The organism is Mycolicibacterium chitae, assembly GCF_900637205.1.
GTDB classification, from domain to species: domain Bacteria; phylum Actinomycetota; class Actinomycetes; order Mycobacteriales; family Mycobacteriaceae; genus Mycobacterium; species Mycobacterium chitae.
The window spans coordinates 1,956,231-1,968,711 of record NZ_LR134355.1; the positions used below are offsets into that span (position 1 = coordinate 1,956,231).

The following is a 12,481-nucleotide window of genomic DNA, read 5'->3' on the forward strand; positions in this document are numbered from 1 at the left end:
CGGTGATTTCGGTGCGCGCAGTTGCGGCCACCGCAACCGGGCGCACCGAAATCGCTAGCTCACAGGGGGATGTTCTTGTGCCGGCCGCGGCGCGCGGGCGCCTCGGCCAGCGCCTGGGTCAGCACGCTGCGGGTCTGCGCGGGATCGATCTTGGCGTCGACGACGCCGATCTCGATGGCGCTGTCCACGCCGCCGGCGATCCGCTCGTGCTCGATGGCCAGTTCCTCGTGCAGCGCCTCGCGCTCGTGCTCGGGCGCGGCGGCCAGCTTCTTCTTGTGCAGGATGCCGACCGCGGCCTTGGCGCCCATCACGGCGACCTCGGCGTCGGGCCAGGCGAACACCTTGGTGGCGTTCAGCGACCGCGAGTTCATCGCGATGTAGGCGCCGCCGTAGATCTTGCGGGTGACCAGCGTGACGCGGGGGACCGAGGACTCGCCGAAGGCGTGCAGCAGCTTCGCGCCGCGACGCACGACGCCGCCCCATTCTTGATCCACCCCGGGCAGGTAACCGGGCACGTCCACGACGACCACCAGCGGGATGCCGAACGCGTCGCACAGCCGCACGAAACGCGCCGACTTCTCGGCACTTTCGGAATTCAGGCAACCACCGAGGCGCAGCGGGTTGTTGGCGATCACGCCGACGGAGCGCCCGGCCAGCCGACCCAGGCCCACCACGATCGACGGGGCCCACTTGGACTGGAACTCCTCGAAGGGCACACCCTCGTCGAGCAGCGCGTCGATCAGCGGGTGCACGTCGTAGGCGCGGCGCGCGGACTCCGGCAGCAGCGCCTTGAGGTCGGTGTCGCCGGCCTCGGCCTTGCTGCGGTCGAAATGGCCCTGCTGGCAGAACAATCCGACCAGCCGGCGGCCGCGCTCGTAGGCGTCGAGCTCGTCGTCGGCGACGATGTGGCAGACGCCGGACTTCTTGTGGTGCGCCTCAGGGCCACCGAGGGAGACCATGTCGACGTCCTCGCCGGTGACGCTGCGGACCACGTCGGGGCCGGTCACGAAGACCTTGCTCTCCGGGGCCATCACGATGACGTCGGTCAGCGCCGGGCCGTAGGCCGCGCCGCCGGCCGCGAAGCCGACGACGACCGAGATCTGCGGGATGTAACCGGAGGCGCGGATCATCGCCTCGAAGACCAGGCCCACCGCGTGCAGCGCCTTGACGCCCTCGGCCAGCCGCGCGCCGCCGGAGTGCCAGATACCCACGATGGGGCTCTGCTCGGCGATGGCGACGTCGTAGGCGTTGACGATGTGGCGGCATCCGTCGACGCCCATCGCCCCGCCCATCACGGTGCCGTCGGTGCAGAACGCGACGGTCCGCACACCGTTGACGTTGCCCGCCGCGGCAAGCACACCCGAGCGGTCCCTTTCGTGCAGCAGCTCGACGCTGCCGTCGTCGAAGAAGGTGGACAGTCGCAGCAGCGGATCGCGGGGATCCAGCGACTCGTTTACCGCGTCGGGGGCCATGGTCGTCATCTATTCTCCTAAGCCGTTATGGCTCTAGTACTTGCCGAAGGCGAGTGCGACGTTGTGCCCGCCGAATCCGAATGAGTTGTTCACCGCGTACCGGTAATCGCCGGTCCGCGGCTGGTCCGCCACCACATCCAGATCGATCTCGGGATCGAGATTCTTCAGGTTGAGGGTGGGCGGGACGACCCCGTCACGCAGCGCCAGCACTGTGAGGATCGACTCGACGGCGCCGACGGCGCCGACCGAGTGCCCCAGTGCCGACTTGGGCGCGTAGACCGCGGGTCGGTGGCTGCCCATCGCGTTGTTGATCGCCTTACCTTCGGCGACATCACCGACATTGGTGCCGGTGGCGTGGGCGTTGATGTGATCGATGTCGGTGGGCTGCAGACCCGCGAGTTCGACGGCCCGTGAAATCGCGTGACCGGCGCGCGCGCCGTTGGGGTCCGGGGCCACCATGTGGAAACCGTCGGAGGTGACCGACGCGCCCATGATGCGGGCCAGGATGTTGGCGCCGCGGGCCTTGGCGTGCTCCTCGGTCTCGATGACCAGCAGGGCACCGCCCTCGCCGAAGACGAAACCGTTGCGGTCCTTGTCGAACGGCCGACACGCGCCCGGCGGGTCGTCGTTGGTGTTGGACAACACGATGCGCATCTGGGCGAACCCGGCGATGGGCACCGCTTCGATCTTCGTCTCGACGCCACCGCAGATGGCCATGTCGGCCTCGCCGTAGACGATGTTGCGCCAGGCATTGGCGATGGCTTCCGAGCCGGATGCACACGCCGAGATCGCGGTGTTCACACCGGCTTTGGCGCCGCGCTCGAGGCCGACGACGGCGGCCGCGCCGTTGGGCATGAACATCTGGACGACGAGCGGGGACACCGCCCGCAGGCCGCGCGCCCGCATCCCGTCATAGGCGAAGACCAGTTCCTCGGCCGAGCCCAGGCCGGTGCCGATGGACACCATCAAACGGTCGGTGTCGACCTCGGGTGAGCCGGCGTGTTCCCACACACGCCGGCCCAGCACCGTGGCCATCTTCTGCAGGTAGGACATACGTCGGAGTTCGACTTTGTTCAGTTCGCCGTCGAAATCCTCGAGCAGGTGCCCCCCGATACGCACCGGTAGGTCGTACTCCTCGATGAACGGATCCTCGAGCTTGCGGATCCCGCTCTGACCGTCGAGAAGTGCCTTCCATGTCGACTCCGCGTCGGTTGCCAAGGCCGTCGTCATGGCGACGCCGGTGACAACTACATCCGGGAGACCGTTTCCAGTAGTAACTCCCATTGCTCCTGCGTATGTCCCTTCTGGTGATCCCGACTCAGTACTTGCCGAAGGCGAGCGCCACGTTGTGCCCGCCGAATCCGAAGGAGTTGTTGATGGCGTACTGGTAGTCGCCGTACCGCGGTTCACCCGCGACCACGTCGAGATTGATCTCCGGGTCCGGGGTCTCGTAGTTCAGCGTGGGCGGGATGACCCCATCCCGCAGTGCCAGTACCGTCAGCACCGACTCCAGCGCACCGACGGCGCCGATCGAGTGACCCAGCGCCGACTTGGGCGCGTAGACCGCGGCGTTCTCGCACCCGGCGACCCGGATTGCGTTGGCCTCGGCGGTATCACCGATCGGGGTGGCGGTGCCGTGTGCGTTGATGTGGTCGATGTCCTTGGCGGACAGGCCCGCCAGCTCCATCGATCGGGTCATCGCCCGGCCGGCCCGCAGACCGTCCGGCGACGGCGCCACCATGTGGTAGGCGTCCGACGTGATGCCGGCCCCCATCAACCGGGCCAGCGGCTTGGCGCCGCGGGCCTTCGCGTGTTCCTCGGTCTCGATGATCATCATGGCGCCCGCTTCACCGAACACGAAGCCGTCGCGGTCCTTGTCGAACGGACGCGAGGCCCCGGCCGGATCCTCGTTGCGGGTGGACATGGCGCGCATCATCGAGAACGCCGCGATGGGCAGTGCCTCGATGCCGCCTTCCACGCCGCCGCAGACGGCGAAGTCCGCGTCACCCATGACGATCTGACGCCATGCGTGGGCGATGGCCTCCGAGCCCGACGAACAGGCCGACACCGGGGTGATGACCCCGGCGCGGGCACCGAGCTCCAGGCCGGCGACCGCGGCGGCACCGTTCGGCATGATCATCTGAACGGCCAGCGGCGACACCTTGCGGGGGCCGCCCTCGTTCATCAGGTCGTAGGTCTCGACGATCTTCTCGCCGCCACCGAGACCGGTGCCGATGACCACGCTGAAGCGGTCCGGGTCCACCTCAGGCTTGCCCGCGTTTTCCCAGAGCCGGGCGGAGACCAGCTTCGACATCCGCTGGACGTACGACATGCGTCGCAGGTCCAGACGGGTCATGTGGTCGTCGACCGAATCGACGAGATGACCGCCGATGCGCACCGGCAGGTCCCACTTGGTGACGAAGTCGTCCTCGAGGACGCGGATTCCGCTTTCGCCGGCCAGCAGGCCCTTCCACGTGCTCTCGATGTCCGCTGCGAGCGCCGTGGTGGCCTCGACGGCGGTCACCACGACGTTCGGGAAACCTCCGTTAGCAGTGGAAGGTCTGGTCATTCCGAGCCAAACTTCTCGCGCAGGGCGGCGGCGGCCTCGGGGTTCTCTTCCTCGAGCTTCTGGATGTAGGACACGACGTCACCGACGGTGCGCAGGCCCGCGAGGTCCTCGTCCGGGATCTTCACGCCGTACTTGTCCTCGGTCTGCACCGCGATCTCCACCATCGACAGCGAGTCGATGTCCAGGTCGTCGACGAAGGACTTCTCCGGGGTGACCTCGGACGGCTCGATGCCGGTGACCTCTTCGATGATCTCGGCGAGACCGGCGATGATTTCTTCTTGGCTGGCGGCCACAGTGTGGCTCCCTTCATATTTTTCTTGATGTCCCGACAACGGATGCGCTACGGGGTTGGTGCGTATGTGGTTGTGCTGGTGGACAGTTCGCCCTAGAGAGCGGGCAGACCGTCCAGGTCCGCGGGAGTCTTGACGGCATGCGTCGGGGTTCCCCGAAGCTCGCGCTTGGCGATGCCGACCAAGGTTCCGGCCGGCGGGAACTCGACGACGGCGGCGAGTTCACGTGCACCCATGGTCTTGGTGCACAGGTCCCAGCGGACCGGGTTGGTGAGCTGCGCGACGAGCTTGGTCATCGCGTCAGCGGCGGAGGCGACGGGTGCGCCGTCGGCGTTGCTCAGCAGGGTGACCCCGGAGCGCGGTTCGGTGCTCTCGACGCCGGCCGCGGCGGCCGAGTAGCCGTCGGTGGCCGAGGCCATGAAGTGCGTGTGGAACGCGCCGGCGGTGGCCAGCTGGCGCACCCGCGCCTTGGCCGGCGGGTTCTCGGCGAGCTTGGCGAGCGCCTCGAGGCGGCCGGCGGCGACGATCTGGCCGGCGGCGTTGCGGTTGGCGGGGACCAGTTCGAGGTCCTGCAGGGCCGCGAGCACCTCGGCCTCGTCGCCACCGAGCACCGCGGACATGCCGGTGGGCTCGTTGTTGCAGGCCTTGGCCATCTCCGCGCCGCGGGTGGCGGCCAGCTTCACGGCGTCGTCGGCGCTGATGACGCCGGCGATCGCGTAGGCGGCGATCTCGCCGACGGAGTGGCCGGCGACGACCAGTTCCGCCGAGGACAGCAGGCCGCGGCGGGTCAGTTCCTGATGCGCGAGCAGCGTGGTCGCGACCACCAGGGGCTGGGTGACCGCGGTGTCGGTGATCTCCTCGGCGGTCGCGGTGGTGCCGAGGCGGGCCAGGTCGAGGCCGCTGATCTCGGACCAGCCGGCCAGCTGGTCGGCGGCGCCCGGCAGTTCCAGCCACGGGGTCAGCATCCCCGGGGTCTGGGAACCCTGCCCGGGAGCGAGCAGCGCAATCACAGGTGTCGTTTCAGGCACATGATTAAGAGAACACTGTGAAGCCTCATTTGCGGGGTGTAAGACATTATGAACCTTGTCTTATGTTTTTGTGGAGAGCCTACAAAACGGCACGTGATGCGACGTCATCGAGATCGGGTCGCGACCTGTTACAGAATCCTTACCTGGGCCGGCCGCCGCCGAAGGCGTCCATCGCCACCGCGGTGTGATGGTTCACCGAGCTCTTTCCTGCGCGAGGCGGCTGTGGTTGCGCGGTGAGCCGGCCCACAGTCGCCGCCACGCGCAATATGTAGGCGTCGCGCGGGGCGGTGGGGTCACGGCCGGTGAAGTCGGCGATGCGCTTGAGACGGTAGCGGACGGTGTTTGGATGAACGAACAACTTGCGTGCGCAAGCTTCGATGGCGCCGCCCGAATCCAGATAAGCGTCGAGGGTCTCGGTGAGGGCGGGGCCGGCGTCCGCCAGCGGCCGCATCACATCGGAATGCAAGGTGGCGATCGCCGCCTGATCGCCCATCAGCGCGCGTTCGGGCAGTAGTTCGCGGGCCGACACCGGCCGCGGCGCCGCCCCCCAGCCGGTCACCGCGTTCATCCCCGAAATCGCCTCGCTGGCACTGTGATACGCCGCAGTCAACGACGGCGCGGTCGGGCCGACCACCACCGGTCCGGCCGAGAACGCGGTCAGCAGTTCGGTGAGGAACTTGTCGGTGGGGGACAACGGCCCGGACACGATCGCCACCAGCCACGTGCCGTGCACGTCGGTCAGCGCCGCCCGGCCGTGCCGGCCCGCGGCCTCCCGGATGTCCTGGCTGGCCAATTCGACCCGGTCGGCCGGCGGCGTGCCCACCACCACCGTGGCCGGGGCGTTGGTGTCCCAGTTCAGCGCGGCCGCGCGCGACAGCAGTTCCTGGCCGGCCTCGCCGCGCACCACGGCGTCGACCACGCTGGCCTCCATCCGGCTGTCCCAGGCCCCGCGCGCCTCGGCGGCGTCGGCGTAGGCCTTGGCCGCCGCGAACGCCAGGTTGCGGCTGTAGCGCAGGATGCCGACCGTCAACGCGATCCGCTGCTCCTCGTTGCGCGCCAGCGACGGCACCACCACCTCGAAGAACTCCATCGACACCCGCACCATGTCCACGGTCTGCCGCAGCGCGATGTGCCGCGTGAGCTCCTGCGGGACCAGCGCGAACGCCTCGGCTGTGTAGCCCACATCGCTGTCCGGGTCGTGCAGCCACTCGGCGAAGTTCACCACCGCGGTCTGCAGGACCAACTGCACGCTGGCGCGCTGGGAGGCCTCGAGTTCGGCGAAGAACGGCAACCGCTCCTGCATGGCCGCCGCGGCCTCCGTCGCCAACCGGCCCGAGTACTGCTTGAGCCGTCGACGCAGCGAATCGGGCACGTTCGCCATGAGCTCGTTCGGCGACCGCGACGTGAAGGGCTCCAGCGGTTTGTCGGGCACCCCTAAAACCTACGCCGTTTTTCTGGTGGAAGCTCCAAATCGCCGCCGTCAGGCGCTGCCGGTGTCCTTGAACGAGACACCGGCGGCGAACACGTCGTCGATCTTGTACTGCTGCGCGGCCGCCACGGCCACCGAGGGATCGATCTCGCCGTCCCGGGCCAGCGCCCCCAGCACCGCGACGACGACGGACTCGGCGTCGGTGTTGAAGTAGCGCCGCGCGGCCGGGCGGGTGTCGGAGAAACCGAAACCGTCGGTGCCCAGCGTGACGTAGGTGTTGGGCACCCACGGCCGGATCTGCTCGGGCACCGCGCGCATCCAGTCCGACACTGCCACCGCGGGGCCGCGGGTGTCCTTGAGCGCCTTGGTGACATACGCCTCGCCGGCGTCGCTGCCCGGGTGGCGCAGCTGCCGCTTCTGCAACTCGACACCGTCGCGGTTGAGCTCACCCCAGCTGGTCACCGACCACACATCGGCGGCCACGTCCCAGTCCGCGGCCAGCAGGTCGGCCGCGCGCAACGCCTCGGGCATGGCCACCCCCGACGCCAGGATCTGCGCGGTGCTGGTGCGCTTCTCGGTGGCCGCGCGGTAGCGGTAGATGCCGCGCAGCAAGCCCTCGGGGTCGAAGCCCTCCGGCTCGGCGGGCTGCACATAGGGCTCGTTGTAGATCGTCATGTAGAAGTAGACGTTCTCCGGGTCCTCGCCGTACATCCGCTGCAGACCGCTCTCCACGATGTGGGCGATCTCGTAGGCGAACGCCGGGTCGTAGGCCACCACCGCCGGGTTGGTCGACGCCAGCAGCAGCGAGTGCCCGTCGGCGTGCTGCAGCCCCTCGCCGGTCAACGTGGTGCGCCCCGCCGTGGCGCCCAGCACGAAGCCGCGGGCCATCTGATCCGCGGCGGCCCAGAAGCCGTCGCCGGTGCGCTGGAAACCGAACATCGAATAGAAGATGTAGATCGGGATCATCGGCTCGTTGTGCGTCGAGTACGACGTGCCCACCGCGGTGAACGACGCCGTGGACCCCGCCTCGTTGATGCCCTCGTGCAGGATCTGGCCGACCTCGCTCTCCTTGTAGGCCAGCATCAACTGCGCGTCGACCGAGGTGTACAGCTGCCCGTTGCGGTTGTAGATCTTCAGGCTGGGGAACCAGGAGTCCATCCCGAACGTGCGGGCCTCGTCGGGAATGATCGGCACCAACCGCGGGCCGATGTTCTTGTCCCGCAACAACTCCTTGAACGTCCGCACCGTCGCCATCGTGGTGGCGACCTCCTGTTGACCGGAGCCCTTCTTCAGCACCTTGTAGGCGTCGCGGCCCGGCAGCGTCAACGGCCGGCTCTTGACGCGGCGCTCCGGCAGGAACCCGCCGAGGGCCCGACGACGATCCAGCAGATAGCGGATCTCCGGGGCCTCCGGGCCGGGGTGGTAGTACGGCGGCAGATAGGGATCCTGCTCGAGTTGCTCGTCGGTGATCGGGATGCGCTGGGTGTCGCGGAAGTCCTTGAGGTCCTGCAGCGCGAGCTTCTTCATCTGGTGCGTGGCGTTGCGGCCCTCGAAGTGCTTGCCCAGCGTGTAGCCCTTGATGGTCTTGGCCAGGATCACCGTCGGCTGGCCCTTGTGCTCGAGGGCGGCGCGGTAGGCGGCGTAGACCTTGCGGTAGTCGTGCCCACCGCGCTTGAGGTTCCAGATCTGCTGGTCGCTCATGTGCTCGACGAGCGCCTTGGTGCGCGGGTCGCGGCCGAAGAAGTGGTCGCGGACGTAGCCGCCGTCGTTGGCCTTGTAGGTCTGGTAGTCGCCGTCGGGCGTGGAGTTCATCAGGTTGACCAGGGCGCCGTCGCGGTCGGCGTGCAGCAGCGCGTCCCACTCGCGGCCCCAGACCACCTTGATGACGTTCCAGCCGGCACCGCGGAAGAACGACTCCAGCTCCTGGATGATCTTGCCGTTGCCGCGCACCGGACCGTCGAGGCGCTGCAGGTTGCAGTTGACCACGAAGGTCAGGTTGTCCAGGCCCTCCAGCGCGGCCACGTGGCACAGCCCGCGGCTCTCCGGCTCGTCCATCTCGCCGTCGCCGAGGAAGGCCCACACGTGCTGGTCGGAGGTGTCCTTGATACCGCGGTCGTCGAGGTAGTGGTTGAACCGGGCCTGGTAGATGGCGTTCATGGGGCCCAGCCCCATCGACACCGTGGGGAACTGCCAGAAGTCCGGCATCAGCCGCGGGTGCGGGTAGGACGGGATGCCGCCGCCGGGGTGGCTGTGCTCCTGACGGAAGCCGTCGAGCTGGTCGGCGGTCAGCCGGCCCTCGAGGAAGGCGCGGGCGTAGATGCCGGGGGAGGCGTGGCCCTGGATGAAGATCTGATCCCCGCCGCCGGGATGCGACTTGCCGCGGAAGAAGTGGTTGAAGCCGACCTCGTACAGCGCGGCCGACGAGGCGTAGGTGGAGATGTGGCCGCCGACGCCGACGCCCGGGCGCTGCGCGCGATGCACCATGATCGCGGCGTTCCAGCGGATCCAGGCCCGGTAGCGCCGCTCGACGTCCTCGTCGCCGGGGAACCACGGTTCCAGCTCGGTCGGGATGGTGTTGACGTAATCGGTCGAGGTCAGCGCGGGGATGGAGACACGCTGCTCGCCGGCGCGCTCGAGCAGGCGCAGCATCAGGTAGCGGGCGCGGGCCGGACCGGACCGCGACAACATGTCATCGAACGATTCCAGCCACTCACCCGTCTCGTCGGGATCGATGTCGGGCAGGTAGGACGCCACACCCTCCCGGATGACTCGAACGCGATCGGGTTCACCTGCGGTGCCGGAGTTTTGGGCCAGGTCTTGGCGCACGAACTCGGTCGTCAACGCAATACTCCTTGATTGGTGACGCGGGGATTTCCCGTGTCCGCTCACCATCCTGCCCCCTTTGTGTCCCTCGCCGCAGGGGGACCCGTCTCCACCACTGCGCCACGCGAGGCCGCACAGCCGGTAACGTCACCGGCTGTGCTGAGCGGATACAGGCGTGCGCTGCCGCTGGCCGCCGGACTCGCCGCGATCGCGGTGCTCGGCGTGGCCGGCTGCACGTCGATCGTCACCGGGGACCCTTCGGTCGACCGCGCCGACGTCCCCGACTACCGCGCCTCGGTGTCCGCATCGGTCTCCGCGTCCGCGGTCACCTCCAGCGTGCGCGAGTCCCAGCGGCAGGCCTCGATGACCACGCAGGCCGTGCGCACGGTGTGCGAGACGCTGAGCACCAGCAGCGCCGACGCCGTCAAGACGGTCAACGCCTACGTCGAGGCGGTGAACTCCGGCGGCGATGTGGCCGCGACCATCCAACCCGCCCGCGAGGCCCTGAACAGCAGCGCGGGGCGGGTGTCGGCGGAGATCAACGACACGCTGCCCGTCCCGTTGCGCGACGCGCTGACCGCCTGGGTGGACGCCTCCCGCGCCGCCGGCGACGTGCTGGGCGGCGGGCCGTCACCCTCGGAGTTCAACACCGCGATCGACCGGGTGAACACCACTCGGACCGATGCTTTGAACCTGTGTGACACGGCGTACTGACTGTGCCATTTCGAGCGGTCCGCCGCGTTGCGCAGCAGCGGTCGAGGCCACTGTGCGACGATTGGTCAATTCGGTCATTAATCCACGTGCGGTGCTGAGGAGGTAAACGGTGGTCGCGGCGGACGGCGCCTCGAACTACGCCCAAAAGCTGGGCATCCAAAAAGATCAGGTTGTGCAGGAACTGGGCTGGGACGAGGACACGGACGACGACATCCGTGCCGACGTCGAAGAGGCCTGCGGTTCGGAACTGCTCGACGAGGACGCCGACGAGGTCATCGACGTGGTGCTGCTGTGGTGGCGCGACGACGACGGTGATCTGGTGGACGCGTTGATGGACGCCATCACCCCCCTCTCGGAGGACGGGGTGATCTGGGTCCTGACCCCCAAGACCGGCAAACCCGGCCACGTCCTGCCCGCGGAGATCGCCGAGTCGGCGCCCACCGCCGGGCTCATGCAGACGTCGTCGGCCAACCTCGGTGACTGGAGCGCCAGTCGGTTGGTGCAGCCGAAGTCCAAGGCTGCCGGGCGGCACAGTTGATGTTGGCCCCCGGTGACAAGGCCCCGGACTTCACGCTGAAAGACCAGGACGGGCAACCGGTTTCGCTGTCGGACTTCCGGGACTCCCAGAACGTGCTGCTGGTGTTCTTCCCGCTCGCGTTCACCGGGATCTGTCAGGGTGAACTCGACGAGATCCGCGACAACCTGCCGCGCTACGAGAACGAGGAGACCGCCACACTGGCCATCTCCGTCGGCCCGCCGCCCACCCACAAGATCTGGGCGCTGCAGAGCGGCTACCTGTTCCCGGTGCTGTCGGACTTCTGGCCGCACGGCGGGGTCGCCCAGGCCTACGGCGTGTTCAACGAGGAGGCCGGGGTGTCCAACCGCGGCACGTTCCTCGTGGACAAGGCCGGGGTGATCCAGTTCGCCGAGTGCAAGGCGCCCGGCCAGGCGCGCGACCAGGCGGTCTGGACCTCGGCGTTGGCGGCGCTGAACTAGCCGGTGAATTGGATTCTCCGCCGTGGTTTTCGGTAGCCTGCCACGGCACGGGCGTGTAGCTCAGCGGTAGAGCTCTGGTTTTACACACCAGCGGTCGTAGGTTCGATCCCTATCGCGCCCACCAGAATTTCGGCTTCCGGGTCAGAGCTTTTCTCATCTTTGACCCGAAACTCACCAAGCTGCATGGCTTCTCGACGGATCCTGCGCATGACGCGGCGAGAGCCATGCGCGGGTCTGGGTGACACCAGGAGGTGTGTAGTGCGGGCAGGGATGCCCTACACCGGGGTGCTTGTCGACGGTCACCCAGTCGACACACGAAGACCTTGCACTTTTATCGCACTGAGCAGTGGATATTGCGCTAATGGGTCTGATGGGGGACCATATGTGCATGGCGGAGATGACGGCGGCGGACGCCGCTGAGCAGCTGGCGGTGTCGCAGCGCCAGGTGACGCGTCTCGCGCGCTCGGGCGTATTGACGATCAGTCGCGTCGTCGGCCGAACCCTGTTGCTCGACGCGGCGTCGGTGCACCGGCTGGCGGGCCGGGTCCGGCACAACGGCCGGCCGTGGTCGGCGCCGACAGCGTGGGCTGCGCTCGCATTGCTGTCGGGGCAGCGGGTGGACTGGCTCGGCGCCTCGGCGCTATCACGGCTGCGGCACCGTCTGCGCGGCCTCAACCACCGCGAAGTGGTGTGGCTGGCTCGCCAACGCGCGACCGTGCACCAAATGCAGGGGTGGGGCAAGGATGCTGGGTTGTTGCCCACTGGTGTCAGCGCGCTGCGTGACCCGGAGGTGGCCGTGCTGTTCGGTTTGCCTCCGGTGGATCGAGGGTCTGATGGTTACGTGCTGGACAGTGGATTCGGTGATCTCGTGACCAATTTCGGACTGTTCGAGGACATCGCGGGCGATGTGGTCGTGCGTGTTGTGCCTGACGACGCGGGCTACGCCGTTGACCGTCCGCTCCTCGCGGCCATCGCCGTCGATCTGTCGGAATCATTGGATACCCGGGAATCCGCCGCGGGGGAGCGGGTGCTCGAAGCTCTGCTTGCCGAGTTCCGGTCAGGCGACGGTATGTTGAACCGTGGCGTCAACGTACAGGTGGAGCCGCGGCGGACCCGATGAGCTCCGCTCCGGACGGCGAACGCCAGGTGTGGGTGGTCGG

General features: G+C 68.1%; 11 protein-coding genes and 1 tRNA gene. 5 read left to right on the forward strand and 7 right to left on the reverse strand.

Annotation, left to right across the window (positions count from 1 at the left end; genetic code table 11):
* Positions 1–59: 59 nt before the first annotated feature.
* From EL338_RS09220 to aceE, 7 genes are all read right to left on the reverse strand, one after another.
* Positions 60–1,481, reverse strand: coding sequence for an acyl-CoA carboxylase subunit beta (locus EL338_RS09220; RefSeq protein ID WP_126333486.1), 1,422 nt, complete (start codon positions 1,479–1,481; stop codon positions 60–62).
* 24 nt (positions 1,482–1,505) lie between these two features.
* On the reverse strand, positions 1,506–2,756 hold the full coding sequence (gene kasB, locus EL338_RS09225; protein ID WP_126333487.1) for a 3-oxoacyl-ACP synthase KasB: 1,251 nt from the start codon (positions 2,754–2,756) through the stop codon (positions 1,506–1,508).
* 34 nt (positions 2,757–2,790) lie between these two features.
* On the reverse strand, positions 2,791–4,041 hold the full coding sequence (gene kasA, locus EL338_RS09230) for a 3-oxoacyl-ACP synthase KasA (protein WP_126333488.1): 1,251 nt from the start codon (positions 4,039–4,041) through the stop codon (positions 2,791–2,793).
* On the reverse strand, positions 4,038–4,334 hold the full coding sequence (gene acpM, locus EL338_RS09235; protein WP_003884427.1) for a meromycolate extension acyl carrier protein AcpM: 297 nt from the start codon (positions 4,332–4,334) through the stop codon (positions 4,038–4,040). Before acpM ends, kasA begins: the two co-directional genes overlap by 4 nt.
* Before the next feature lie 92 nt (positions 4,335–4,426).
* Positions 4,427–5,341 carry an ACP S-malonyltransferase gene (locus tag EL338_RS09240; protein ID WP_163792094.1) on the reverse strand — a complete coding sequence of 305 codons (915 nt, stop codon included), beginning with the start codon at positions 5,339–5,341 and terminating at the stop codon, positions 4,427–4,429.
* A gap of 157 nt (positions 5,342–5,498) precedes the next feature.
* Positions 5,499–6,740 carry a PucR family transcriptional regulator gene (locus tag EL338_RS09245; protein ID WP_126336764.1) on the reverse strand — a complete coding sequence of 414 codons (1,242 nt, stop codon included), beginning with the start codon at positions 6,738–6,740 and terminating at the stop codon, positions 5,499–5,501.
* Positions 6,741–6,839: 99 nt separating this feature from the next.
* Positions 6,840–9,629, reverse strand: a complete 2,790-nt coding sequence (aceE, locus tag EL338_RS09250) for a pyruvate dehydrogenase (acetyl-transferring), homodimeric type (RefSeq protein WP_126333490.1) — start codon at positions 9,627–9,629, stop codon at positions 6,840–6,842.
* Between the two features lie 138 nt (positions 9,630–9,767).
* Here aceE and EL338_RS09255 point away from each other — a divergent pair, with 138 nt between their 5' ends.
* The 5 genes from EL338_RS09255 (at position 9,768) to EL338_RS09275 (ending at position 12,441) form a co-directional block, all read left to right on the forward strand.
* Positions 9,768–10,325, forward strand: coding sequence for an Rv2240c family protein (locus EL338_RS09255; protein WP_235666418.1), 558 nt, complete (start codon positions 9,768–9,770; stop codon positions 10,323–10,325).
* Between the two features lie 109 nt (positions 10,326–10,434).
* Positions 10,435–10,863, forward strand: a complete 429-nt coding sequence (locus EL338_RS09260; RefSeq protein ID WP_126333491.1) for a DUF3052 domain-containing protein — start codon at positions 10,435–10,437, stop codon at positions 10,861–10,863.
* The gene (locus EL338_RS09265) at positions 10,863–11,321 is read left to right on the forward strand and encodes a peroxiredoxin (protein ID WP_126333492.1); all 459 of its coding nucleotides are present in this window, start codon (positions 10,863–10,865) and stop codon (positions 11,319–11,321) included. The genes EL338_RS09260 and EL338_RS09265 overlap by 1 nt, the downstream gene beginning before the upstream one ends.
* A 49-nt stretch (positions 11,322–11,370) precedes the next feature.
* Positions 11,371–11,445: transfer RNA gene (locus EL338_RS09270), tRNA-Val, on the forward strand.
* A gap of 264 nt (positions 11,446–11,709) precedes the next feature.
* Positions 11,710–12,441: a DNA-binding protein gene (locus EL338_RS09275; protein ID WP_179967183.1), complete on the forward strand. Its 732-nt coding sequence runs from the start codon at positions 11,710–11,712 to the stop codon at positions 12,439–12,441.
* The last annotated feature ends 40 nt before the right edge of the window (positions 12,442–12,481 follow it).